Annotated in this window: 22 protein-coding genes; 2 read left to right on the plus strand and 20 right to left on the minus strand. The window is 69.8% G+C overall.

The genetic code is table 11. The annotated features are described in order from the left end of the window. Positions 1–5 precede the first annotated feature (5 nt). Complete coding sequence (locus tag H1D24_RS10530) at positions 6–983, minus strand: aspartate carbamoyltransferase catalytic subunit (RefSeq protein WP_181657179.1); 978 nt, start codon at positions 981–983, stop codon at positions 6–8. Positions 984–1,091: 108 nt separating this feature from the next. Beyond that, on the minus strand, positions 1,092–1,691 hold the full coding sequence (pyrR, locus tag H1D24_RS10535; RefSeq protein WP_181657180.1) for a bifunctional pyr operon transcriptional regulator/uracil phosphoribosyltransferase PyrR: 600 nt from the start codon (positions 1,689–1,691) through the stop codon (positions 1,092–1,094). A gap of 229 nt (positions 1,692–1,920) precedes the next feature. Between pyrR and bldD the strand changes: the two genes are divergently transcribed. Then, complete coding sequence (gene bldD, locus H1D24_RS10540; RefSeq protein ID WP_181657181.1) at positions 1,921–2,421, plus strand: transcriptional regulator BldD; 501 nt, start codon at positions 1,921–1,923, stop codon at positions 2,419–2,421. 293 nt (positions 2,422–2,714) lie between these two features. Here the strand turns inward: bldD and nusB are convergent, their stop codons facing one another. The 14 genes from nusB to H1D24_RS10610 all read right to left on the minus strand — a co-directional run bounded on the left by nusB (position 2,715) and on the right by H1D24_RS10610 (position 18,208). Next, complete coding sequence (gene nusB, locus H1D24_RS10545) at positions 2,715–3,149, minus strand: transcription antitermination factor NusB (RefSeq protein WP_181657182.1); 435 nt, start codon at positions 3,147–3,149, stop codon at positions 2,715–2,717. A gap of 2 nt (positions 3,150–3,151) precedes the next feature. Continuing rightward, on the minus strand, positions 3,152–3,718 hold the full coding sequence (gene efp, locus H1D24_RS10550) for an elongation factor P (protein ID WP_181657183.1): 567 nt from the start codon (positions 3,716–3,718) through the stop codon (positions 3,152–3,154). 95 nt (positions 3,719–3,813) lie between these two features. Next, a complete protein-coding gene (locus H1D24_RS10555; RefSeq protein WP_181657184.1) occupies positions 3,814–4,920 on the minus strand; it encodes an aminopeptidase P family protein in 1,107 nt (368 codons plus the stop codon). Between the two features lie 145 nt (positions 4,921–5,065). Then, on the minus strand, positions 5,066–5,971 hold the full coding sequence (locus tag H1D24_RS10560; RefSeq protein WP_374064215.1) for an AAA family ATPase: 906 nt from the start codon (positions 5,969–5,971) through the stop codon (positions 5,066–5,068). Between the two features lie 697 nt (positions 5,972–6,668). Beyond that, positions 6,669–7,763 carry a 3-dehydroquinate synthase gene (gene aroB / locus H1D24_RS10565; protein ID WP_181657185.1) on the minus strand — a complete coding sequence of 365 codons (1,095 nt, stop codon included), beginning with the start codon at positions 7,761–7,763 and terminating at the stop codon, positions 6,669–6,671. After that, positions 7,760–8,242: a shikimate kinase gene (locus H1D24_RS10570; protein WP_181657394.1), complete on the minus strand. Its 483-nt coding sequence runs from the start codon at positions 8,240–8,242 to the stop codon at positions 7,760–7,762. Before H1D24_RS10570 ends, aroB begins: the two co-directional genes overlap by 4 nt. Positions 8,243–8,283: 41 nt before the next feature. Continuing rightward, entirely contained in the window at positions 8,284–9,468 is a 1,185-nt protein-coding gene (aroC, locus tag H1D24_RS10575) for a chorismate synthase (protein ID WP_181657186.1), read from the minus strand. A gap of 282 nt (positions 9,469–9,750) precedes the next feature. Then, on the minus strand, positions 9,751–10,590 hold the full coding sequence (locus H1D24_RS10580; RefSeq protein ID WP_181657187.1) for a shikimate dehydrogenase: 840 nt from the start codon (positions 10,588–10,590) through the stop codon (positions 9,751–9,753). Continuing rightward, on the minus strand, positions 10,571–12,274 hold the full coding sequence (gene mltG / locus H1D24_RS10585) for an endolytic transglycosylase MltG (protein ID WP_181657188.1): 1,704 nt from the start codon (positions 12,272–12,274) through the stop codon (positions 10,571–10,573). Before mltG ends, H1D24_RS10580 begins: the two co-directional genes overlap by 20 nt. Further along, complete coding sequence (gene iscB / locus H1D24_RS10590) at positions 12,267–13,880, minus strand: RNA-guided endonuclease IscB (RefSeq protein WP_220136590.1); 1,614 nt, start codon at positions 13,878–13,880, stop codon at positions 12,267–12,269. The genes mltG and iscB overlap by 8 nt, the downstream gene beginning before the upstream one ends. A gap of 396 nt (positions 13,881–14,276) precedes the next feature. After that, on the minus strand, positions 14,277–14,741 hold the full coding sequence (gene ruvX / locus H1D24_RS10595; protein ID WP_181657395.1) for a Holliday junction resolvase RuvX: 465 nt from the start codon (positions 14,739–14,741) through the stop codon (positions 14,277–14,279). Positions 14,742–14,749: 8 nt separating this feature from the next. Beyond that, positions 14,750–17,419 (minus strand): alanine--tRNA ligase, encoded by a 2,670-nt coding sequence (gene alaS / locus H1D24_RS10600; RefSeq protein ID WP_181657190.1) that lies wholly within the window; start codon positions 17,417–17,419, stop codon positions 14,750–14,752. Next, positions 17,419–17,754, minus strand: coding sequence for a DUF6167 family protein (locus H1D24_RS10605; RefSeq protein WP_181657191.1), 336 nt, complete (start codon positions 17,752–17,754; stop codon positions 17,419–17,421). The genes alaS and H1D24_RS10605 overlap by 1 nt, the downstream gene beginning before the upstream one ends. Positions 17,755–17,761: 7 nt before the next feature. Then, entirely contained in the window at positions 17,762–18,208 is a 447-nt protein-coding gene (locus H1D24_RS10610) for a DUF948 domain-containing protein (RefSeq protein ID WP_181657192.1), read from the minus strand. A 185-nt stretch (positions 18,209–18,393) separates the two neighbouring features. On the opposite strand from H1D24_RS10610, the gene H1D24_RS10615 reads away from it, so the two are divergent. Beyond that, complete coding sequence (locus H1D24_RS10615; RefSeq protein WP_181657193.1) at positions 18,394–20,607, plus strand: ATP-binding protein; 2,214 nt, start codon at positions 18,394–18,396, stop codon at positions 20,605–20,607. A gap of 35 nt (positions 20,608–20,642) precedes the next feature. Here the strand turns inward: H1D24_RS10615 and rpsD are convergent, their stop codons facing one another. From rpsD to hisS, 4 genes are all read right to left on the minus strand, one after another. Beyond that, positions 20,643–21,257 carry a 30S ribosomal protein S4 gene (gene rpsD, locus H1D24_RS10620; RefSeq protein WP_181657194.1) on the minus strand — a complete coding sequence of 205 codons (615 nt, stop codon included), beginning with the start codon at positions 21,255–21,257 and terminating at the stop codon, positions 20,643–20,645. 368 nt (positions 21,258–21,625) lie between these two features. Continuing rightward, entirely contained in the window at positions 21,626–23,014 is a 1,389-nt protein-coding gene (locus H1D24_RS10625; RefSeq protein ID WP_181657195.1) for a replication-associated recombination protein A, read from the minus strand. A gap of 81 nt (positions 23,015–23,095) precedes the next feature. Continuing rightward, positions 23,096–23,761, minus strand: a complete 666-nt coding sequence (locus tag H1D24_RS10630) for a vitamin K epoxide reductase family protein (protein ID WP_181657196.1) — start codon at positions 23,759–23,761, stop codon at positions 23,096–23,098. A gap of 484 nt (positions 23,762–24,245) precedes the next feature. After that, positions 24,246–25,508, minus strand: coding sequence for a histidine--tRNA ligase (gene hisS / locus H1D24_RS10635; RefSeq protein WP_181657197.1), 1,263 nt, complete (start codon positions 25,506–25,508; stop codon positions 24,246–24,248). Between the last annotated feature and the right edge of the window lie 6 nt (positions 25,509–25,514).

The following is a 25,514-nucleotide window of genomic DNA, read 5'->3' on the forward strand; positions in this document are numbered from 1 at the left end:
CGTTCTTACTTCTCCTCGGTGCGGGTGTGGGTGACGGCGGGTTCGTTGCCGCCGAGCAGCAGGTACAGGACGGCCATGCGGATGGAGACGCCGTTGGCGACCTGCTCGACGACGGTGCAGCGCTCCGAGTCGGCGACCTCGGCGGTGATCTCCATGCCGCGGACCATCGGTCCCGGGTGCATCACGATGGCGTGCTCGGGCATCTTCGCCATGCGGTCGCCGTCGAGCCCGTACCGCCGCGAGTACTCGCGCTCGGTCGGGAAGAACGCGGCGTTCATGCGCTCGCGCTGCACGCGCAGCATCATCACGGCGTCGGACTTCGGCAGCACGCTGTCGAGGTCGTACGCCACCTCGCACGGCCAGTGGTCGACGCCGACCGGCACCAGCGTGGGCGGGGCGACGAGGGTGACCTCGGCGCCGAGGGTGTGCAGCAGGTCGACGTTGGAGCGGGCGACCCGGCTGTGCAGGACGTCGCCGACGATCGTGATGCGCTTGCCGCTCAGGTCCTGGCCGAGACCGGCGTCGCGGCCGATGAGGCGGCGCCGCATGGTGAACGCGTCGAGCAGCGCCTGCGTGGGGTGCTGGTGCGTGCCGTCACCGGCGTTGATCACGGTGGCGTCGATCCAGCCGGAGGTGGCGAGCCGGTAGGGCGCGCCGGAGGCGCCATGCCGGATGACGACGGCGTCGACGCCCATGGCCTCCAGCGTCTGAGCGGTGTCCTTGAGCGACTCGCCCTTGGACACGCTCGAGCCCTTGGCGGAGAAGTTGATGACGTCGGCGGAGAGGCGCTTCTCGGCGGCCTCGAAGGAGATGCGTGTGCGGGTCGAGTCCTCGAAGAAGAGGTTGACGACGGTGCGGCCGCGCAGCGTCGGCAGCTTCTTGATCGGCCGGTCGGCGACGCGGGCCATCTCCTCGGCGGTGTCGAGGATGCGTACGGCGTCGTCGCGGGTGAGGTCGGCGGCCGAGATGAGGTGTCGCTTCATCTTGGAAAGGCTCCGTAAGGCAGTTCAGGAGACGGGGCCCGGGGTGTCCCCCGGACACGGGCATGCGGGCGCGCAGGAGCGCACTCGGGCGCGGAGAGCCGAGTGCAGCTACTGCCGGCCTGCCGGGGAGGTCTGCTTGGCACCGAGCAGCACGGCGTCCCGGCCGTCCTCCTCGGCGAGCTGGACCTTGACGGTCTCCCGCAGCGACGTGGGCAGGTTCTTGCCGACGTAGTCGGCGCGGATGGGGAGTTCGCGGTGGCCGCGGTCCACGAGGACCGCGAGCTGGACTGCGCGTGGACGGCCGATGTCGTTCAGCGCGTCGAGGGCGGCGCGGATGGTGCGGCCCGAGAAGAGCACGTCGTCGAGGAGGATCACCAGGCGGCCGTCGATGCCGTCACCGGGGATCTCCGTGCGTGCCAGCGCCCGCGGCGGCTGCAGGCGCAGGTCGTCGCGGTACATGGTGATGTCCAGGGAGCCGACCGGGACCTTGCGTCCGGTGATCTCCTCGAGCTTGGCTGCGAGCCGCTGGGCGAGGAAGACGCCCCGGGTCGGGATGCCGAGGAGCACCACGTCGTCGGCGCCCTTGGCGCGTTCGACGATCTCGTGGGCGATGCGGGTCAGCACCCGCGCGATGTCCGGGCCCTCGAGAACGGGGCGGGCGGCATCGGAATCGACAGCTGAGCCGCTGTCGTGGGTCTTTGCGTCCATACGAAACGGACCTCCTTCTCCGCCTCACGGGACGGACCTTAAAGGACGTCGGATTTGCGCCACCAACGGTACCAGGCCGCCGACGTCGCTGATCACACCCCCCGCACCCCCTGGCACACCCGTGATGACCTGCTCCACGGAAGTGTCGGTCCGTACCATTCGGCTTGACGGGGGACCGTAACGCTGCGTAACCTCACAGTGAGTTACCAGTCTGCGTCCGGGGAGCTATATGTCCAGCGAATACGCCAAGCAGCTCGGGGCCAAGCTCCGGGCCATCCGCACCCAGCAGGGCCTTTCCCTACACGGTGTCGAGGAGAAGTCCCAGGGACGCTGGAAGGCGGTCGTGGTCGGTTCTTACGAGCGCGGCGACCGCGCCGTCACCGTGCAGCGCCTCGCCGAGTTGGCCGACTTCTACGGTGTGCCGGTGCAGGAGCTGCTGCCCGGCACGACCCCTGGTGGTGCCGCGGAGCCGCCGCCGAAGCTCGTCCTGGACCTGGAGCGCCTTGCCCATGTCCCGGCCGAGAAGGCGGGCCCCCTCCAGCGGTATGCCGCCACAATCCAGTCACAGCGTGGCGACTACAACGGCAAGGTGCTGTCGATCCGCCAGGACGATCTGCGCACCCTCGCCGTCATCTACGACCAGTCCCCCTCGGTCCTGACCGAGCAGTTGATCAGCTGGGGCGTGCTCGACGCCGACGCGCGCCGTGCCGTCGCCCACGAGGACAGCTGACGCATATCTGCAGAAACGTGCCGTCGGGGTGGCCGGGACCATGGGGATTCCGGCTACCCCGACGGCCTTTTTGTGCCCCCGACCTCGTGTGGTTCCCCCAAGGCCCTGCCGCACATGCCAGGGACCGGCGTGCGGCCGACAGCCAGGCGCCGCGCGGCTGGGGCCGCGACTCCGTGCGCCGCATCGAGTGCCCCGGCGTTGCCTGTTGCAGGGCGCTGGGGAACGCCGGAGGGCCCGCAGCTCGTATGCTGCGGGCCCTCCGGCGTGACGTCGGCTCTCAGTCGGCGGCTCGCTCACGCCTCGTCTCGGCGCAGCGTCGGCTTGAGGTCCTTCAGCCGGCCGAGCAGACCGTTGACGAAGGCCGGGGACTCCTCCGTGGAGAACTCCTTGGCGAGCTCCACCGCCTCGTCCAGCACCACGGCGTCCGGCGTCCCGTCGACCCAGATCAGCTCGTACGCGCCGAGCCGCAGGATGTTGCGGTCGACAACCGGCATCCGGTCGAGCGTCCAGCCCACCGCGTACTGCGCGATCAGCTCGTCGATGCGGTTCGCCTTCTTCGCGTACCCCTCGACCAGCTCCATCGTGTACTCGCTGACAGGCGGCTGCCGGGTGTCGGTCCGGGAGTGCCGGATCCAGTCCGCGAGGACTGTGAGGACGTCGGTGTCGCGCTGGTCGCCCTCGAAGAGGATCTGGAAGGCGCGCTTACGGGCCGTGTTACGGGCAGCCACGGTTAGCTGCTCACCCGGCCGAGGTAGTCGCTGGTGCGCGTGTCGACCTTGATCTTCTCGCCGGTGGTGATGAAGAGCGGAACCTGGATCTGGTGGCCGGTCTCCAGTGTGGCGGGCTTGGTGCCGCCGGTGGAGCGGTCGCCCTGGACGCCCGGCTCGGTCTCCGCGATGGTCAGCTCGACAGCGGCGGGCAGGTCGACGAAGAGGACCTCGCCCTCGTGCTGCGCGACGGTGGCCGTGAAGCCCTCGATGAGGAAGTTGGCGGCGTCACCGACGGCCTTGCGGTCGACGTGCAGCTGGTCGTAGGTCTCCATGTCCATGAAGACGAAGTAATCGCCGTCCATGTACGAGAACTGCATGTCGCGCTTGTCGACGGTGGCCGTCTCGACCTTGACACCGGCGTTGAACGTCTTGTCGACGACCTTGCCGGAAAGCACGTTCTTGAGCTTGGTGCGCACGAAGGCCGGGCCCTTGCCGGGCTTGACGTGCTGGAACTCGACGACGGACCAGAGCTGGCCGCCTTCGAGCTTGAGCACCATGCCGTTCTTGAGGTCGTTCGTGGAAGCCACGGTTGCGGAATCTCCTGGACTGACGTGACGACCAGGGGACACGCGCGGCGCGGCTCCGGGGAAGTGCGGTGCGTGCCTGAACTTCCCTGGTGTCGCTAGAGCGCGAGCAGCTCCTTGGTCGTGATGGTGAGTAGCTCGGGTCCGCCATCCGCCTCTGGGCGGACGACGAGCGTGTCATCGATCCGGACACCACCCCGGCCCGGGAGGTGGACCCCCGGTTCGACAGTGACCGGCACGCAAGCGTCCAGTTTACCCATGGCCGCGGGACCGAGCTGCGGGTCCTCGTCGTTTTCCAGCCCCACCCCGTGCCCGGTGAGCCGCGCGAGGCTCTCGGCGTAACCGGCGGAGTCCAGTACCTGGCGTACCGCGCGGTCCACGTCACGGCAGGCGGCGCCCGGGGCCAGCATCTCACGGCCCGCCCGCTGAGCGGCGAAGACCAGGTCGTAGAGCTCGATCTGCCAGTCCGCGGGCGATGTGCCGATCACGAACGTACGGCCGATCTCGCAGCAGTAGCCGCGGTAGGCGGCGCCGAGGCAGACGGAGAGGAAATCTCCCTCCTCGACGCGCCGGTCGGTGGGCCGGTGACCGCCGCGGCCGGAGTTCGGGCCGGTGCCGACCGAGGTGGGGAAGGCCGGTCCGTCGGCGCCGTGGTCGACCAGGCGGCGCTCCAGTTCGAGCGCGAGATGGCGTTCCGTACGACCGACGAGGATGGACTCCAGCAGCTCGCTCAGGGCCTGGTCGGCGATCTCGGCGGCGATCCGCAGACAGCCGATCTCCTCCTCGTCCTTGACCAGGCGCAGCTGCTCGACCGCTCCGCCGAGGTCCGTGAGCCGCAGCCGGGGCACGACGGATCCGATCGCGCGGTGCCGGGCGACGGTCAGATGGTGTTCCTCGAGCGCGAGGGAATCGACGCCGTGGCCGGCGGCGAGATCCGCGGCGGCGACCGCCGGGTCGCCGTCCGTACCCGGCAGCACCTGCGTGGGCAGCGCCTCGTCGGGCCGCTCGTCCTCCGGGCGGCCGGCGGGCGGGCCGGCGTACAGCAGGACGTCCTCGTTCCTGCTGAGCAGGAGTACGGCGCCGTGCGGCGCCGCGCCCGCGAGATAACGGACGTTGGCGGGGCGGGACACGAGCGCGGCCGCGCTGCCGCCCGCGGCACACCGCTCCCGCAGCCGCTCCCGGCGGGCCGCGTACACCTCTGACATATCTCGAGCGTACGAGCGGGGGCAGGAGGCGGCCCGGTGTGCGCGGCCGTCCGGGTCGGTCGGGGGATTCGGCCGACCGATGTGCCCACGACGGCGGTGCAGTCCGACGCCGAGGGGCCGGACGGGGCCTAGCCCAGGAGCCCGCTCACCACTGGGGCGGGCTCGCAATTGAGCGGGCGAGGACGTCGTCCAGGACGCGGGCCGTCGCCGGGACGTCGAGCTGGGAGTTGTCGATGATCGGCAGGCCCGAGCCGTACCAGCCGGCCATCCGGCCGTGGATACGGGCCACCTCCTCGTCCGTCAGGCGTCGGTTGCCGCTGCGCTCGGCGTTGCGCTCGAGGACGACGTCCAGCCCGGGCAGGAGCACCACCGGGAGCAGTCCGGGACCGACGTGCCGCTTCCAGCCGCCGAGGCCGACGACCGGGCGGTCGGGGAAGACGGCGTCGTCGAGGATGCACGAGATGCCGTTGGCGAGGAAGTTGCGTGCGGCGAAGCCGCAGGTGCGACGGGCCAGGCGGTACTGCGCCTCGGAGTTGTCGTTCCAGCCGGACTGGGGGTTCGCGAAGCCGGAGCGGACCCATTCGCGTACGTCGTCGAGGCTGATGTGCGCGGTGGGGACGCGGCGCTGGTCCGCCCAGTATCTGGCGACGCTCGTCTTGCCCGCGCCCGCGGGGCCGATGAGCAGCACGGCGAGCGTGGTGGAGGTGGCGTCGGCGGCGCCCTGGGCGGGCGGCGCGCTCGGCACGGTCACGGGTCCGCCGGGCGGTAGCTGGACATGTCCCGTGGTGTCCGGAGTGGGCGGCATCGACGCGTGGTGCGGGCCCACATGGTGCTGCGGTGCGGGAGCGTGCGGTTGGCCTGGGGTCTGCGGCACGGCGGGCCCCTGTGGGTGCGCGACCGGACCCTGGGACACGGGGGCATGCGGCGCGGTCGGCCCAGGTGGGGGCGGCGCGGCCGGGCCCTGGGGCACATGGGCATGCGGCGGGGGCGGCGTGGTCGTGGGCGGGGGCGGCGTGGGAGGGCTCTGAGAGGCGGGCCCGTGGGCGGGGATCGGCGTGTTGGGGTGGGGGGCGGCCGGCCCCTGGGAGCCGGTCGCGAGCGATGCGACGGGGCTGCTCGGGTGCCCGGCAGTTGCCGAAGGCACGGCAGCTGGTGAAGGTGAGCCCAGCGGCAGGTCTGCGGTGTGGCCGCTGTGAGCGTGCGGCGGGTGCGTGGGGGTCGGACCGATCGGCGCTCCACCTAGGCCCGGCGCGGTGGCCGATGGCCCCGCGGGCACGGACTCGGCGGGAACAGGGACTGCGGGGGCGGGGGCGGGGCCGGGATGCGATCCCGGCTGCTCTGCTGCCGGCAGCCGGCCGTCGGCGGGTCCCTGCTCTGCTGCCGGCAGCTGACCGTCGACAGGTCCCTGCGGCGCGGACGCGGCGACCGGTGAACCCGCGGGGACGGAGCCCGCAAGAGCGGGGCCCGTGGCATCCGGGCCCGGATGCGATCCTGGCTGCCGTGCAGCAGGTGGCCCGCTGTCGGCAGGCCCCTGCCCCGGCCGATAGGGCGGCGGCAGCGGAGCCCCCACTGCATGCTGCATCCGGTGCCACTCCGTCTCGTACAGGCAACTGGTGCGGGCGAGCGGGTCTTGCGGGCCGCTCGCTACCGAACGGTACCTTCCCCGGCCGCCGTTGTGTGAACGGCCGGGGACGTCGCGAAGTGCCCGGGCCTGACTACCCGGAGAACTGGACGGACAAGCCGCGTGTTCAGCCCGCGACTTCGCCGTACGCGGCGAGCAGCACGGCCGGGTCGGGCCCCTCCAGAACGGTGGGTTTGGCGAGGCCGTCGAGGACGATGAAACGCAGCACGTTCCCGCGCGACTTCTTGTCGACCTTCATCGTCTCGAGGAGCTTGGGCCACTGGTCGTAGCGGTAGCTGAGGGGCAGTCCGACCGACTCCAGGATGGTGCGGTGACGGTCGGCGGTCGCGTCGTCCAACCGCCCGGCCAGACGGCCGAGTTCGGCGGCGAAGTGCATGCCGACGGAGACGGCCGCGCCGTGCCGCCACTTGTAGCGCTCGTTCTTCTCGATGGCGTGCGCCAGCGTGTGCCCGTAGTTGAGGATCTCGCGCAGCCCCGACTCCTTGAGGTCGCCGGAGACCACCTCGGCCTTGACCTTGATGGAGCGTTCGATGAGCTCGGCGGTGTGCGGCCCGGCCGGGGTGCGGGCCGCCTGCGGGTCCTCCTCGATGAGGTCGAGGATGACCGGGTCGGCGATGAAACCGGCCTTGATGATCTCGGCGAGACCCGACACGAAGTCGTTGACCGGCAGCGAGTCGAGCGCGGCCAGATCGCACAGGACACCGGCGGGCGGATGGAAGGCACCGACGAGGTTCTTGCCCTCGGCCGTGTTGATGCCGGTCTTGCCGCCGACCGCCGCGTCGACCATGCCGAGCACGGTCGTCGGTACGGCGATCCAGCGCACCCCGCGCAGCCACGTCGCGGCCACGAACCCGGCGAGATCCGTGGTGGCGCCGCCACCGACACCCACCACGACATCCGTACGCGTGAACCCGGACTGGCCCAGCGCCTTCCAGCAGTACGCGGCGACCTCGGCGGTCTTGGCCTCCTCGGCGTTCGGCACCTGGATCGCGACGGCCTCGTAGCCCTGCTCGGCCAGGTCGGCGCGGAGCGCCTCGCCGGTCTCGGCGAGCGCCTCAGGATGGATCACCGCAACGCGCTGCGCCTGCTCGCCGATGAGCCCGTCGAGCTCTTCCAGCAACTGCCGCCCGACGAGCACCTCGTACGGCTCGGTGCCCGCCGTGCCGCCGACCTGGATACGCGTCACTGCCTGCTCCGTCATGCTTCCTTCAGCTCCAGTGCGTCGAGGACCGCTTGGGCGACCTCTTCGGGGGTACGGCCGTCGGTGGGCACGACGGCGTCGGCGACTTCGGTGTACAGGTGGCGGCGTGCTTCCATCAGCTCACGCCACTGGCGGCGGGGGTTGACGGCGAGCAGCGGGCGCGCGGTGTTCAGGCCGGTGCGCTTGACGGCCTCTTCGACGTCCATCGACAGATACACGACGCGGTGCGGCGCGAGCAGCGCGCGGGTGTCGGCGTCGAGGATCGCGCCGCCGCCGAGCGCCAGCACACCGTCGTGCGCGGCGATCGCGGCCTGCACCGCACGCTTCTCGATCGCGCGGAAGTGGGGTTCGCCCTCGTCCACGAAGATGTCGGCGATCGACCTGCCCTCGGCGGCCACGATGTCCTCGTCGGTGTCCCGGTAGCCGCAGCCCAGCCGCTCGGCCAGCAACTGGCCGACCGTGGACTTGCCGACGCCCATGGGCCCGACGAGGACGATGACCGGCCGCCCGTTCACCGCGCTCACCGGATCTTCAGGTTCTCGAGGTACGAGGTGACGTTGCGGCGGGTCTCACCCACGCTGTCGCCGCCGAACTTCTCCGCCACCGCGTCCGCCAGGACCAGCGCGACCATGGCCTCGGCCACGATTCCGGCCGCCGGGACGGCACACACGTCCGAGCGCTGGTGGTGCGCCTTGGTGGCCTCACCGGTGACCACGTCGATGGTGGCCAGGGCCCGCGGCACGGTCGCGATCGGCTTCATCGCCGCACGGACGCGCAGCAGCTCGCCCGTGGACAGACCGCCCTCGGTACCCCCGGAACGGCCGGTCGCGCGCTTGATGCCGTCCGCGGTGGACAGGATCTCGTCGTGCGCCTTCGAGCCCGGCACCCGCGCCAGCTCGAAGCCGTCACCGACCTCAACGCCCTTGATCGCCTGGATGCCCATCAGCGCGGCGGCGAGCCGCGCGTCAAGACGGCGGTCCCAGTGCACGTGCGACCCGAGGCCCACCGGCACGCCGTACGCCAGCACCTCCACGACACCGCCCAGGGTGTCGCCGTCCTTGTGGGCCTGGTCGATCTCCGCGACCATCGCCTTCGACGCGTCCGCGTCCAGGCAGCGCACCGGGTCCGCGTCCAGCTTCTCGACGTCCGACGGCTTGGGGTACACGCCGTAGGGGGCCTTGGCGGCGGCCAGCTCCACGACGTGCGAGACGATCTCGATGCCGGCCGTCTCCTTCAGGTACGAACGGGCGACCGCACCCAGCGCGACGCGGGCCGCCGTCTCGCGCGCGGAGGCGCGCTCCAGGATCGGCCGGGCCTCGTCGAAGTCGTACTTCTGCATGCCGGCCAGGTCCGCGTGGCCGGGCCGCGGCCGGGTCAGCGGCGCGTTGCGGGCCAGCTCGGCGAGCTCTGCCGGGTCCACCGGGTCGGCCGCCATGACCTGCTCCCACTTGGGCCACTCGGTGTTGCCGACCATGATCGCGACCGGGGAGCCGAGGGTGAGGCCGTGGCGGACGCCGCCGAGGAAGGTGACCTCGTCGCGCTCGAACTTCATGCGCGCACCGCGCCCATAGCCGAGGCGCCGCCGGGCCAGGTGGTCCGCCACCATCTCCGTGGTGATCGGCACGCCGGCGGGAAGTCCCTCCAGCGTCGCGACGAGTGCGGGTCCGTGGGACTCCCCCGCGGTCAGCCAGCGCAACCTGCTCAACGGTGCTCCTCATGCTCGCGCCCGGAACTGCGTACTGCGTTCGCCTACGCGCGTCCTCGCGTACGGCGATGGCGCGACCGGGTGCGCGGCCCTGGCCCGCCATCCCCGATCCTCCCACGTCGGGCGGCGGACCCGGCCCTCGGTCCACAAGGCGGACGGCGCGGCGGTCAGGACCGGCGGTCCTCCGGGCGCCTGGGGCGCGTACGAGACCACGCGGGTGCCACGCGTTCGACGGGAACTCCGTGACTGAATGGGGCTTCAGGCGCCCGCCAGGGCGTGGCTCTAGCGGGCCGCCAGCGCCTCTTCGCCGGCTTTCCTCATGACGTCGACCGGTGCCGGCGCATGCCCGGTCATCTGCTCCACCTGGAGCACCGCCTGGTGCACCAGGAGGTCGAGGCCGCTGACGACCGCTCCGCCGTACGCAGACCAGCGGGCTGCGAGGTTGGTCGGCCACGGCTCGTACAGCACGTCGAAGAGCGTGGCCGGCCGCTCGGGCACGGCTGCGGCGAGCACGTCCGTGGTGCCCGCCGGGGTCGTGGCGATCACCAGCGGGGCGCGCAGGGCCTGTGCGGCGTCGCCCCAGTCCTCGGTGCGCACCTCGACGTCCAGCCGCTCGCCCCAGTTCCGCATCTCGGCCGCGCGCGCCTCGCTGCGGACGTAGACGACGACCTCGCCCTCACAGATCCGCGAGAGCGCGGCCAGGGCGGAGGAGGCGGTGGCGCCTGCGCCGAGGATGGCCGCCGACTCGACGCGGTCGATGCCGCGCTCGCGCAGAGCCTCGACCATGCCCGGGATGTCGGTGTTGTCGCCGAGGCGCCGACCGTCCTCGGTGAACACGACCGTGTTGACCGCCTCGACGGAGGCCGCGGTGTCACTGATCTCGTCGAGCAGCGGAATCACCGCGCGCTTGAGCGGCATCGTCAGCGAGAGCCCCGCCCACTCCGGCCCGAGCTTCTCGATGAAGCCGGGCAGCGCCGCTTCGTCGATCTCGAACCGGTCGTACGTCCAGTCGTGCAGCCCCAGTGCCTCGTATGCGGCACCATGCAGCACCGGCGAGAGGGAGTGGGCAATCGGCGAGCCGAGGACTGCGGCTCGCCGCGCCTCACCTTCCCGCACTGTCATTGAATTTGTCCTTGAGCTTCAGGAATTCAGCGTGAGTCTTCGCGAATTCCGTCTTTTCCATGCCGTCGGTCGCCACGAAGTAGATCCAGCCGTCGCTGGTGGGATCGAGCGCCGCCTCCAGCGCATCCGCGCCCGGGTTGTCGATCGGCCCCGGCGGGAGACCCTTCTGAGTGTAGGTGTTGTACGGGTCCTGATTGCTGTTGATCTCGGACTCGCTGATGTGGATCTTGCTCTGGCCCTTCAGGTAATTGAAGGTCGAGTCGAACTGGAGCAGCTGGTACGTCTCCGTGTTGGTCGGCTTGAGGCGGTTATAGATCACCTCGGCCATCTTGCGGTAGTCGTCGTGGGTCTTTCCCTCAGCCTGTACCAGGCTGGCCACCGTCAAGAGCTGCAGCGGGTTTTCGAGATTCAGCCCGTCGGCCTTTTCCTTGAGGCCCAGTTCGTCGTACTTCTCCGTGGCCTGCTTGACCATGCCCTTCAGCACGACGTCGGGCTTCATGCCCTTGGCGACCGGATAGGCGGACGGATAGAGGAAACCCTCGAGGGGATCCTTGATGTCCTTGTTGTTGTTCGCCCAGTCCGGCAGTCCCAGGCTCTTCCATTCCTTCTTGGCGACGCTCGCCGTGGTGCCCTTTTTGAGCTCCAGGCGTGTGTCGATCTGCGCGTAGACCCAGGAATTCCGCTGGCCTTCGGGAATGATCAGGTTGTTGCGGCTCTTCGGGTTCAACATGAGCTCGACAGCGCTCGCCGCCGACATCTTGGCATTGAGTGTGTAGACGCCCGCCTGGATCTTGTTCCCGTCCGGATTCGTCGCCTGGGCGGCCACAAAGGCGTCCACGCTCTTGACGACGCCTGCCCGTTTCAGCGCCTGACCGATCTCGTAGCCGCCGGCACCCTTGGGGATCTCGACGTTCACCTTGTCGCTGGTCCCGCTACCCGCGTAGTCCGGAGCCGGGCCGAAACGGTCCTGGTAGTACTGGTAGCCGAAGTACCCGACCCCGCCGATGCCGCCGCCGAAGACGAGCACCACGACCAGGCACGCGCATCCGCTGCGCCGCTTCTTCTGCCCGCCCCCGCGGCCGCGCCGGTCGCCGCGTCCTCTACGGCCGGGAGCGTCGTCGTCCCGGTCGTCATCGTCGCCGCCCGCGAAGAAGGCGTGCTCACCCTGGTCCGGGCCCGGGTCCCAGTCGGTCTCCCGTTCGGGCGCCGGGCGCCGACGGGCGGGCGGCTCGGGCGGCGGGTACGCCTCGGACGTGCGGTAGTAGTCCTGCTGCTCGCCCCCGTACGCAGGCTGGCCGTACGGGTCCGCCGGATCAGCGGCGTACGGGACCTGGCCGTGCTGGCCCGTGTCCCAGCCACCGCCGTACTGCTGCTGGCCGTAGCCGCCGGGCTGCTGCTGCCCGCCGTAGCCGCCGTGTTGGTTCCGGGGGTCATAGCCGGGGCCCTGGTTCCCGGTGTCGTAGCCGGGGGACTGCTGCTGAGGCCGTCCGTAGGCCGCCTGCTGGCCGGTGCCCCATTCGTCGTACTGCTGGGGTTGCTGCGGCTGCTGCGGATAATGCCCCGGCTGGCCGCCGTAGGGGGACTGGCCGGCGTCTGCCTGCTGTCCTCCCCATCCGCCGTCCCCGTACAACGGGTCCTCGGGATGCCACGGTTCGGAGCCTGGGCCCCGGCCATACTCAGTCATTAGGGTGGTCGGCGTGCCTCTGGCACTCGTCCTCGAGACGCACGCCTTCCTCCTCTCTGGTGGTGTAGCCGTAGCCCTCCGCTCGCTGCAGCAAGCGCATATGGCGGTAGTGAATTCCTTGAATCACTCCCTGGGCGCAACGAATGTTGAAACGCCCGGTGGCACGGACGGCAATTCGCCCGACCTTGACGCCAGCATGCATCCCGGTAGGAATTACCGCCTGCACGAGATCACCCGTCGAATAGCCGAAGTACTGTTTACTCCGAGGAAGCCTTAGCCGCGGAAATCCGTTACGATCCGGACGAGTGCGAGAATATGATCCACGCCCCATCGCGGCAGCGACGAGAACCGTCTTCGGGTAGCGAACAATACTTCTGTCGTCCTCAATATATCCAACTGCCAGCGCATCCAATGTGTGGGACTTCGCAAGGCACTGCGTCATTCGGTTGTACTGAGTGCGCCCACCAGACCACGTGTACACAGGCAGCCCTATCGACTGAAGCTGATCCGCAATGCGCCAACGCGTCGTGTTCACTGCAGCCGCGTCCCTCAACGGTGCTTTGACCTGGCGCAAGATCCGCTCCAGCACGTGAGGCCGACGGCTCAGGAACTCTGCCACCGGTCGTGCGCCTTTGGTCTGATTACACGGCCCACAGGCGAGCGTGAGGTTGGAGATCCGGTCGGAACCACCACGCGCCTTCGACTCGATGTGCTCCACCTGCAAGGCGACACCCTGGGCGCCACAGTACGCGCAGGCCCGCCCCCACTTCTCAAGCAAGTACCGACGGACTTCGTAACCGGCGAGAGTGCCTTGCTGATACCGCACGCCTTCAAGTCGATCCACACCCTCGCTCATGGCGTGGGTATCAAAGCAGACCCGTTCGATGTGAATTTCAGTGACAGGAAGGTAGCCCGTCAGTCGTCTCACGGTCGATACAACAGTGTCTACCCGATGCTGAAGCGTCGGAGCAAGCCATCCTGCTGGGCGAGTTCGATTGTCAAATCGAGGAGATCGGTAACGTAGGTTCCGTGACCTTCGAGCACGCCTGTAGTTGGCACGCTGCTGCATTGCCTTATGAATTTGTGCACCACGGTGCTGAAGCTCGATCGCCATCAGACCTCGCCGCACTTGACGTCCAGCGCCGTACTCGTCGTTCGCTGCTTCCGAGTCGGCAGTGACGGCGATGCCCGTTCCTTTGGAGCCAGGATCAATGCGCACGGCCACGCCTGGCACGGCTGAACGCTCGGCATCCCGGTCTCTCAGCCGAATAGCGAAGGGCGTATGCCGTACCACGACTGCTCGCCCCTTAGTCAGGAGCTCGCGTGCGCGAGCGGGGTGGCATGGCATGAGTGGGACACCATGCCGATCAAGTACCGGCACGTAAGCCGCACCGCACGCGACATCTGGCTGTGTGGTGCCGCCGTTACCGGCAGCGTGTTCTCCCTCGGCGCTCGCTGACGCGATCGCCTCGGGGTGTCGCGCATGAACCTTGAGGCCGGATTCACGCGTCTCCCCTCGCCCATGTCCCAAGTCAGCTCCTCCATGCTGTCGCACGGAGGGTCCACAGCCCGTTTCGTCCCTGCTCCCAGGGTTGTCTGCTGCCATGGATTCCAGAGCAGGCCGCTGAGGAAGCACGGCCTGGTGGGTCTTCTCACTCACCTGAAACGTAGTCACCGATCACACCTCCTCCACACGATGACTCGGGCTGGTCACACATGGGCTTTCTCTCGGACGAAATAGCCCCAGTCATGACGACTGGGGAGCGAGTGACCGATCCCCTAGAGCCGCGAGGCGGTAGCGACTGAGCAGCTCAGTCCCCCACGCCCCTTGTGTCTGTGCGGCAGCTGTTCGAGCAGCACCGCACAAGGGGGCACGTTACCGTATCGCGATCAGCTGACTTTCATTTCCAGGGTTCGAACTCCCCGCAAGTCGCATGCAGGGCTCCCCGCGATGCCTTGTCATTCGCAAGGGCACAGCAATGTCACGCTATGAACCCCCTCGTCAGGCGGTTACTTCAACGCCCTCGCCCGGAGCTTTACCTGACGCCCGTTCGGACTCCAGTGCGTTCTGGAGGATGATCACCGCTGCCGCCTGGTCGATCACAGAGCGGCCCTTTTTGGACTTCACTCCCGAGGCGCGCAACCCCTGACTGGCCGTCACTGTGGTCATCCTCTCATCCACGAGTCTGACCGGAACGGGCGCGATCGCACGGGCGAATTCCTGGGCGAAGGCCCGGATCTTGGCCGCGGCCGGGCCCTCGCCCCCGCGCAGGGAGCGGGGCAGGCCCACGACGACCTCGATCGGCTCGTACTCCTCGACGAGCTGCCGCAGCCGCCGGTGGGCGGCCGGGACGTCGCGTCCCGGCACGGTCTCCACCGGCGTCGCGAGGATCCCGTCGGGGTCGCACGAGGCGACCCCGATACGGGCGTCCCCGACGTCGATCGCGAGGCGACGGCCGCGGCGCATGGCCGTCGTCACGCGGTCTCAGCGACGAGGCGTTCGACGGCGGCGACGGCCTCGCCGATGGCGGCCGGGTTCTGACCGCCGCCCTGGGCGACGTCCGGCTTGCCGCCGCCACCGCCGCCGAGGGTCTTGGCGGCGGTACGGACCAGCTCGCCGGCCTTGAGGCCGCGCTCGCGGGCGGCCTCGTTGGTGGCGATGACCGTCAGCGGCTTGCCGTTCACCGTCGTGAACAGAGCAACGACGGCCGGGCGGTCGCCCTGGATGCGGCCGCGCACGTCGAGGACCAGCTTGCGCAGGTCGTCGGCAGTCGTGCCGTCCGGGACCTGGCCGGTCACGAGGGCCACACCACGTACGTCCTGGGCGCCCTGGGCGAGACCGGCGGCGGCCTGGAGGACCTTCTCCGCGCGGAACTTCTCGATCTCCTTCTCGGCGTCCTTCAGCTTGCCGAGCATGGCGGCGATCTTCTCGGGGAGCTCCTCGGGCCGGCCCTTGACCAGCTCCTGGAGCTGGGCGACGACCGTGTGCTCGCGGGCGAGGAAGTTGTAGGCGTCCACGCCGACGAGGGCCTCGATACGGCGCACGCCCGAGCCGATCGACGACTCGCCGAGCAGCTTCACCAGACCGAGCTGGGCGGTGTTGTGGACGTGCGTGCCGCCGCAGAGCTCCTTGGAGAAGTCGCCGATGGTGACGACGCGCACGCGCTCGCCGTACTTCTCGCCGAACTCGGCGATGGCGCCCTGCTTCTTGGCCTCGTCGATGCTCATCACATCGGCCCGGACGTCCAGGTCGCGGGCGAGCACCTCGTTGATCTTCTGCTCGACGTCGGTCATCACGGCCGTGGGTACGGCTGACGGGGAGCCGAAGTCGAAGCGGAAGCGGCCGGGCTGGTTCTCGGAACCGGCCTGGGCGGCCGTCGGGCCGAGGGCGTCGCGCAGCGCCTGGTGGGTGAGGTGCGTGGCGGAGTGGGCGCGGGCGATGGCCTTGCGGCGGCGGGTGTCGATGGTGGCGTGGGCCGTGGCGCCGACGGTCACCTCGCCGACCTGGACGACGCCCTTGTGGACGTAGACGCCCGGGACCGGCTTCTGGCAGTCGCGGACCTCGATGACGGCACCGGTGTCGATCTTGATCCGGCCGGTGTCGCCGATCTGCCCGCCGCCCTCGGCGTAGAACGGGGTGCGGTCGAGGACGATCTCGACCTCGTCGCCCTCGGTGGCGGCGGGCGAGGAGACGCCGTCGACGAGGATGCCGACGACCCTGGACTCGCCCTCGGTGTCGCTGTAGCCGATGAAGTCGGTCTCGCCGGAGGCGTCGGCGATCTCGCGGTAGGCGCCGAGGTCGGCGTGGCCGGTCTTCTTGGCCTGGGCGTCGGCCTTGGCGCGCTCCCGCTGCTCCTTCATCAGGCGGCGGAAGCCGTCCTCGTCCACGGAGAGGCCCTGCTCGGCGGCCATCTCGAGGGTGAGGTCGATCGGGAAGCCCCAGGTGTCGTGGAGCAGGAAGGCCTTGTCGCCGGGCAGCACGGCGGAGCCGGCGGCCTTGGCCTCGGTCACCGCGGTGTCGAGAACGTTGGTGCCGGCCTTCAGCGTCTTGAGGAAGCGCTCCTCCTCGGCGAGGGCGACGCTCTCGATGCGCTTGCGGTCGGTGATGAGCTCCGGGTACTGCTCGCCCATCGTCTTGATGACCGTGTCGACGAGTTCGCCGACGACCGGTCCTGTGGCGCCGAGCAGGCGCATGTTGCGGATGGCGCGGCGCATGATGCGGCGCAGGACGTAGCCGCGGCCCTCGTTGCCGGGGGTGACGCCGTCGCCGATGAGCATGACGGACGTGCGCATGTGGTCGGAGACCACACGCAGCGAGACGTCGCTGGTGTGGGCCTCGCCGTAGCGGACGCCGGTGAGCTCGGTGGCCTTGTCGATCACGACGCGGGAGGTGTCGATCTCGTACATGTTCTGCACGCCCTGCAGGATCATGGCGAGGCGTTCCATGCCGAGACCGGTGTCGATGTTCTTGCTCGGCAGCTCGCCGAGGATCTCGAAGTCCTCCTTGGAGGTGCCCTCGCCGCGCTCGTACTGCATGAAGACGAGGTTCCAGATCTCCACGTACCGCTCGTCGTTGACGGCGGGGCCGCCCTCGACGCCGAACTCGGGGCCGCGGTCGTAGTTGATCTCGGAGCAGGGTCCGCAGGGGCCGGGGACGCCCATGGACCAGTAGTTGTCCTTCTTGCCCAGGCGCTGGATGCGCTCGGCCGGGACGCCGACGACGTCGCGCCAGATGCGCTCGGCCTCGTCGTCCTCAAGGTAGACGGTGATCCAGAGCTTCTCCGGCTCCAGGCCGTAACCACCCTGGTCCTGGGGCGTGGTGAGCAGCTCCCAGGCGTACTTGATGGCGCCTTCCTTGAAGTAGTCGCCGAAGGAGAAGTTGCCGCACATCTGGAAGAACGTGCCGTGCCGGGTGGTCTTGCCGACCTCTTCGATGTCCGGCGTGCGCACGCACTTCTGCACGCTGGTGGCGCGCGGATAGGGCGGCTTGACCTCGCCCAGGAAGTACGGCTTGAAGGGCACCATGCCGGCGGGGACCAGCAGCAGGGTCGGGTCGTCCGCGATCAGCGACGCCGACGGCACGACGGTGTGCCCGCGCTCTTCGAAGAAGCGCAACCAGCGGCGGCGGATTTCAGCCGACTCCATCAGTGGTCCTCATTCCGGTTGTACGAGTACGCCGTCCTGTCGGCGTGCTTCGGGTTGTTGCGGTTTTCGATGGCGATGACGCGCGGGGCGGGGAGTCCGGATTCGGTCCCGGCGTTCAGCCCGAGCGCCTCGTCGAGTTCGGCCTCCCGCTGGGCCATGCCGTCGCGGACGTCGAGGGCGAAGTCCTTGAGCTTGTGGCCCGCCTCGATCGCCTTGTTCGCGGCCTGCGCGGCGAGGCTCTCGGGGGTCAGCTGCTTCAGCTTGCGGTTGACCTTGGTGGTGGCCCACACTCCGGCGGCTGCGCCTGCGGTGAACCAGAACGTACGGCGGAACATCGCTGCGTCAGTCCTTCTTCCGCTTTCCGCGCCGTGCAGACGGGAGGGTGCGGCCCACGATCACGGTACGTCGCGAGCGCTCGGCGGTCACCTGCGTTTCGGCGGGGCCGGTCCTGCGGCCGATGGCCCGGCGCACGCCGTAGCCGAACGCCGCGACCTTGACCAGGGGGCCGCCGAAGGTGGACGCGACGGTGGTGGAGAGCGCCGACGCGTTCGACGTGACTTCCTGGACGTCCGACGCGATGGCGTCGACCCGGTCGATCTGGGTCTGCGCGGAGCGCACTGCCGCGGAGGCGTCGGCCAGCAGCGGGACGGCCTGGTCGGTCACATCCGCCACGAGCTTGGTGGTCGCTCTGAGCGTCTGGGCCAGCCTCGCCAGCGCCACGGCGAGGAAGGAGACCAGGATCGCCCAGAAGACGGCCACCAGGATCCCGGCAACCTCTCCACCGGACACTGTGCACCGCTCTCTGATCGTCGTGCGTGAACATCCAAAAGTCGTCCCCGAGCCTATCGCGCCGGTGGCGCCGCTCCGTACCGCATTACCCGCTCGGGCACGGGCCCCTGCGGTCCGCGTGCGGCCGGAGGGACTTGGGTGAAGCGATTGTACGGATCGCATATGCCTGAGTACGCTGCGTTTGCATGCGGCACTTAGAGCGCTTAAGCCCCGGCCCGGGCGACTCCGGACGAAAGCCGATCAAGCCCGGCAATCTCACTCTCGACCTCAACGCCTTCGTGGGCCGCGCGGCCGAACTCGAGGAGTTGAGGGATGCGCTGGAGGCGGAGCGGCTGGTCACGGTGACCGGGGTGGGAGGGGTCGGCAAGTCGCGGCTGGCGGCGCGTGCCGCGTCCCTGACCGAGCCGCGTGACGGAGTCTGGCTGGTGGAGCTGGCGTCGTTGCAGGAGGCGGAGCTCGTCGAGTACGCGGTCGCCGAGGCGCTCGAACTGACGGACTGCACGACCCGGCCGCCGCGCCAGGTGCTCTTCGACCATCTCGCGGACCGCCAACTGCTGCTCGTACTGGACGGGTTCGAGCATCTCGTCGAGGCGAGCGCGTCACTCGTGCGGGACTTGCTGTGCCGGGCCCCGGGGCTACGGGTGCTGGCCGTCGGGCGCAGGCCGCTCGGCGTCGACGGCGAGCGGCTGTTTCCTCTCTCCCCCATGCCTGCGGAGGAGGCCGCCGAGCTCTTCGCGGACCGCGCCGCGACCGTACTGCCCGACTTCACGCTGCACGACGGCAATCTTCCCGACGTCCTGGAGGTGTGCCGGTGCCTGGACGGGATTCCGCTCGCCGTGGAGCTGGCCGCGGGCAGGCTGCGGGCCCTGTCTCCGGCACAGCTGGTGTCCCGGCTCGACGACCGGTTCGGCCTGCTGACGGGCGGTGGGCTCAGTGCCCTGCCGCGCCACCAGACCATGCGTACGGCCATCGGCTGGAGCCATGAGCTGTGCACGCCGGACGAGCGGCTGCTGTGGGCGCGGCTCTCGGTGTTCTCGGGGAACTTCGATCTTGAGGCGGCCGAGTACGTCTGCGGTGGCTGCGGGCTGTCCGACGAAGCGGTGCTCGACGTGCTGGGTGAGCTGCTCGCGCAGTCCCTGGTGACCCGCGAGGAGACCCCGGCCGGGGTGCGCTACCGGATGCTGGACACCGTCAGGGCGTACGGCGCCGACTGGCTGGAGGCGACGGGCGACGGCGCCCGGCTGCGGCGCCGGCACCGCGACTGGTACATAGGCCTGGCCACCTGGTGCGAGATGGAGTGGTTCTCGCCCAGGCAGCGGGAGGTCGCGGCACGCGTCGAGGCGGATCTGCCGAACCTGCGGATCGCGCTGGACCAGTGCCTGTCGGAGCCGGGCGAGGCGCACATGGGCCAGTATCTGGCGGGCACGCTGTGCTTCTACTGGACGGGCTGCGGGCGGCTGGCCGAGGGCCGGCACTGGCTGGAGCGGAGTCTCGAGCTGGGCGCCGACCATGTGGAGTCGCGGCTGAAGGCCCTGTGGGCGCTCGGCTATGTGGCGATCCTGCAGGGCGACGTGGCTCCCGCGCTGACCGCGCTGCAGGAGTGCCGGGACGGGGCCGAACACCACGGTCATGCGACGGCGTTCGCCAGTGCGATGCACCGCACCGGCTGTCTGGCGCTGGTGACGGACGACATGCCCCGTGCCGAGGAGCTGCTGCGCGCGGCCCTCGACCGCTATCACGAGATCGGCGAGCTCAGCAGCTACGTGCTGATGTGCCAGGTCGAGTTGGCGTTGGCGATGGCCTTCCAGGGGGATCTGCCGGCAGCCGTCGTGCTGTGCGAGGACGTACGCCTGGTGTGTGAGGACCACGGCGAGCGCTGGGCTCGGGCGTATGCGCTGTTCGTCCTGGCGTACGCGGCCTGGGCGGACGGCCGCCTGGAGCGGGCGCGGGAACTGCTGGAGCAGTCGCTCGCCATCCACCACGGCTTCCACGATCTGCTGGGCTCCGTGCTTTCGATCGAGTTGCTCGCGCTGGTCACGGTGGCGCAGGGGGACCCGGAGGAGGCCGCTCTGCTGCAGGGAGTGGCAGGCCGGATCTGGCCCTCGGTCGGCCTGCCGCTGTTCGGCTCGAGCCACTTCAACGCGCCGCACCAGCTGTGCGCGGAGCTGGTCCGCGAGGAGCTCGGTGCCGAGCGGTACGAGGAGTGCCTCGGCGCCGGAGGGCGGCTCGGTACGGATGCCGCGGTGGCTCGGGTGCTGGACCGGCAGCGCGCCGACCTGCGGGGGTTGCTGCCCCAGCAGCGGGGGCCGATGCAGGAGGACGACGCCTCCGACGACGCTCCGGACACGCGAAAGCCCGCCGCTTCTCCCACCCAGCAGGGCGGGGACGCGGCGGGCTGAATCGCGGTGTCTACGACCGGATCAGGCGAGGCTGATCAGCGGGCGTAGTACTCGACGACGAGCTGCTCGTCGCAGATCACCGGGATCTCCTTGCGGTTCGGGTCCCGGTCCAGGCGGAACGCCAGCGCCTTCAGGTTGACCTGCAGGTAGCGCGGGGTCTCACCGTCGGTGTCGTAGCCACCCTCACGGGCGACCTGGAAGGGGTGCTTCTCGCGGGAGCGCTCGCGGACCATCACGACGTCGTCGGGGCGGACGCGGAAGGACGGCTTGTCGACCTTCTTGCCGTTGACCTCGATGTGGCCGTGGACGACCATCTGACGGGCCTGGTAGATGGTGCGGGCGATGCCGGAGCGGAGCACCAGGGCGTCGAGACGGCGCTCGAGCTCGATGATCAGGGCCTCACCGGTCTTGCCCTGGACCTTGCTGGCGCGCTCGTAGGCGCGGACCAGCTGACGCTCGGAAACGTCGTACTGCGCACGCAGACGCTGCTTCTCGAGCAGACGGACCTTGTAGTCCGAGTTCTGCTTGCGGCCACGGCCGTGCTCACCCGGCGGGTAGGGGCGGGCCTCGAAGTACTTGACGGCCTTCGGGGTCAGCGCGATACCGAGTGCACGCGACTTCTTGACCTTGGGGCGGGACTGGTTCGCCACGAACCAAACCTCTCTATCTATGTGAATCGGCTTCACCAGGGTTAGGGGAGGTCGCATCCGCAGCCGGGGAAACCCGTCGGGGCCTGCCGTGAGTGTGATCACGGCGGTCTCGGCGGGCAGCCGCTCCCTGGTCTGGGCACATACGTGCAGCACGCGAGTGGCCCACCGACCGCCGTATCACCGGGGTGGTGGGCTGCCCGCGACACCGTTCGACGGTGCGCGACGCTCCTGGAGTTCCCCGCCCGAGGGCATTGGGGGCTCCGGCTGCCTGTCCCGCTCTGGTGGTGCCGGCCGAAACCGGACGCGGAACGCAGCGCTTCTGGGAAGTCTACTAGGTCGCGGACAGTGCCGCAGACCGGCCGTGCCGCTCAGCCGTCCGCCGCTCCCGCGTCCTTGGCCGCTCCCGGCTGCTCGCCCCTGAGGCGCTCGCGGACGCGCTCGACCACGTCCGCGTACCGCGCCTCCGCGCCGTACCGCGTGGGCTTGTAGTACTGCCGGCCGTCGATGGCGTCGGGGGCGTACTGCTGGAGTGCGATGCCGCCCGGCACATCGTGCGGGTACACATAGCCCTGCGCATGGCCGAGCTTGGCCGCGCCCTTGTAGTGGCCGTCGCGCAGGTGCGGCGGGACGGGGCCGGCGAGGCCCTTGCGTACGTCATCCATTGCCGCGCCTATCGCGAGCGTCGCCGCGTTCGACTTGGGGGCGAGGGCGAGCGCGATCGTCGCATGGCTCAGCGTCAGCGCGGCCTCCGGGAAGCCGATCATGGCGACGGCCTGGGCGGCGGCGACCGCCGTCGGCAGGGCCGTCGGGTCGGCCAGCCCGATGTCCTCGCTGGCGGAGATCATCAGGCGGCGGGCGATGAACCTCGGGTCCTCCCCCGCCTCGATCATCCGCGCCAGGTAGTGCAGCGCCGCGTCGACGTCCGAGCCGCGGATGGACTTGATCAGGGCGCTCGCCACGTCGTAGTGCTGGTCCCCGTCCCGGTCGTACCGCACGGCCGCGCGGTCGACCGACTCCTCGAGGGTCTGGAGCGTGATCTCCTGCTCGCCTTTGGCGAGGGCGGACCCGGCCCCTGCCTCGAGCGCGGTGAGCGCGCGCCGCGCGTCACCCCCGGCGATACGCAGCAGATGGTCCCCGGAGTCCTCGGGCAGGCTGACCGCTTCGCCGAGTCCGCGCTCGTCGGCCAGCGCGCGGCGCAGCAGGCCCCGGATGTCGTCGTCCGTGAGCGGTTCGAGCGTGAGGAGCAGGGAGCGGGACAGGAGGGGTGAGATCACCGAGAAGTACGGGTTCTCGGTGGTCGCCGCGATCAGGGTCACCCAGCGGTTCTCCACGGCGGGGAGCAGGGAGTCCTGCTGGGCCTTGCTGAAGCGGTGGATCTCGTCGAGGAAGAGGACGGTCTCCCTGCCGAAGCCGCCCGTGGCGCGACGGGCGCCGTCGATGACCGCTCGGACTTCCTTCACTCCCGCGGTGATCGCGGAAAGCTCGACGAAACGCTTGTTCGTGGCCTTGGAGACGACATACGCGAGGGTCGTCTTGCCCGTGCCCGGCGGGCCCCAGAGGATCACCGACGAAGGCCCGGCCGGACCCCCACCGCCCTCGCCGACGAGCCGGCGCAGGGGCGAGCCCGGCTTCAGCAGATGCTGCTGGCCGACGACTTCGTCGAGTGTGCGCGGGCGCATCCGCACGGCCAAGGGACTGCTTGCCGGATCCTTCTCCTGGCGGGCTTCTGCGGCGGCGGTGAACAGGTCGGGCTCCACGCAGAGAACCCTATGTCACCCCACTGACAGTCCCTCCGCGCACTTGCGCCGCAAGGTCTCGGAGCTCGTCCGGCACCGGGGTCAGCTGGTCCAGAAGTCCCACCAGCGGGTCAGGATCAGCATCCCGATGATCCCGATGTGCAGCACCGGAACGACCCAGGTGAACTCGTCGAAGAAACCGCGCAGCCATCCCGGTGCGGGCAGCAGCCCGTTACGGATGTTGAACGACGTCACGTACCAGAACATGACGATCGTGGCGACCCAGGCCAGGCAGCACCACAGGCACAGCGCGTTGATGTTGTACAGCGACTGGTACTGCAGCCATGTGCAGAAGGCGACGCCGAAGAGCGTCCCGGCGTTGAGCGTCAGCCAGTACCAGCGCGGGAAGCGCGCCCGGCCCAGCAGGCTCATGCCGACGCAGATCACGATGCCGTACGCGACGAGGCCCAGCATGGGGTTGGGGAACCCGAAGGCCGCGGCCTGCTTGCTCTCCATGACGCTGCCGCAGGAGACCACGGGGTTCAGGCTGCAGCCCGGCGTGAACGTCGTGCCCGCGACCTTCGCCTCGAGCAGCTTGAACTTGTCGATGGTGATGACCCAGGCGGCCAGCAGTCCCGCCGCGCCCGTGATCACCAGCAGCAGCGCGAGCCCGCGGCTCCCACCGACCGCCCGGGGGCCCTCGGGCCGGTTCTGGCCGGCGGGATCGGAGGAGGCGACGCCGTCCCTTGCTGTCATCGTCTTGCTCATCACGCCGTTCCGTCGCTCGAATGGTGGCCTGCGGGCACCGTCATTGTGCCGCACGCGCGCGTGCGTCCACCGTTCGATGGACACAAATCAAGAACGACCGAGGGTCCCGGAACGTTCGGTCCCACGGGACGCTCTTCGCCATGACGCACCTGGGCCCTGTCGTCAAACTCCCGCCGTCCGCCCGAAGGGCGGGCCCCGCGGCGTCTGGTGCGTGCGATCGCAAGGCGCCGGAGAGTCCTCGGTGGGGGTCCCCCTGGTCCTTAAGACCTTCGGGGAGGAGCTACAGGGCTTTTCGGCAACGCGGCGTGGGGGCACCTCCTGGGGGCACCCCCAGCGTTAGCTGGGGGAGTGCGTGCCAGGCGTCGCGGGGCTGGGGGCACCTCCCAGCGGTAGCTGGGGGCACCTCCCCGCGGTAGCTGGGGGAGGGAGTTTGACAACAGGGCCTAGGCCGGACGGCGCCTGCCGTCCGGCCTCCGCGCTCACCTCAGGCAAGCCGCGAGCGAAGCTTCTCCAGGAGCGCGTCGAGGGGGACCGCCTCCTGCTCCCCGGACTCCATGTCCTTGAGCTGGACGACGCCCTCGGCGAGATCGCGCTCACCGGCCACGACCGTGTACCGGGCACCCGACCTGTTGGCCGACTTCATCGCGCCCTTGAGGCCCCGCCCGCCGTACGCGAAGTCGGCGGCGACACCGGCCTTGCGCAGCTCGGTGACCACGCCGAACAGGACCTTCCGGGCCTCGTCGCCGAGCGGCACCGCGTACACGCTGGTGCCGGCCGGGATGTCGAGCTCGATGCCCTCCGCCTGCAGCGCCAGCACCGTGCGGTCCACGCCGAGCGCCCAGCCGACCGACGGCAGCGAGGGACCGCCGATCATCTCGGACAGGCCGTCGTAGCGCCCGCCGCCGCCCACCGCGGACTGCGAGCCGAGGCCGTCGTGCACGAACTCGAAGGTGGTGCGGGTGTAGTAGTCGAGGCCGCGCACCAGCTTCGGGTCGTCCTCGTACGCGACGCCCGCGGCTGTGATGAGCTCGCGGACCTCCGCGTGGTACGCCTTGCAGGCGTCGCACAGGTAGTCGCCGAGGAGCGGCGCGCCCACGAGTTGCTTCTGCACCTCGTCGCGCTTGTCGTCGAGGACCCGCAGCGGGTTGATGTCGATGCGGCGCCGGGTGTCCTCGTCCAGGTCGAGGCCGCGCAGGAACTCCTGGAGCGCGGCGCGGTAGACCGGACGGCACTCCTTGTCGCCCAGGGAGTTCAGCAGGATGCGGAAGTTGCTGAGGCCCAGCGAGCGGTACGCCTGGTCGGCGAGGATGATCAGTTCGGCGTCCAGCGCCGGGTCCTCGGCGCCGATCGCCTCTGCGCCGACCTGCGAGAAGTGGCGGTAGCGGCCCTTCTGCGGGCGCTCGTAGCGGTAGTACGAGCCGGAGTACCAGAGCTTGACCGGCAGGTTGCCCGCCTTGTGCAGGTTCGCCTCGAGCGCGGCGCGCAGCACGGACGCGGTGCCCTCGGGGCGCAGCGCCAGCTCGTCGCCGCCCTTGGTCGTGAAGGCGTACATCTCCTTGGTCACGATGTCGGTGGACTCGCCGACACCGCGGGCGAACAGCTCGACGCTCTCGAAGCCGGGCGTCTCGATGTAGCCGTAACCGGAGTTCTTCAGGGGCGCGGCGATGGCCTCGCGCACGGCGAGGTACGTCGCGCTGTCCGGCGGGATCAGGTCGTACGTGCCCTTGGGGGCCTTGAAGGTGCTCACGGGTGA

This window comes from Streptomyces himalayensis subsp. himalayensis (genome assembly GCF_013778455.1).
In the GTDB taxonomy this organism is placed as follows: Bacteria; Actinomycetota; Actinomycetes; order Streptomycetales; family Streptomycetaceae; genus Streptomyces; species Streptomyces himalayensis.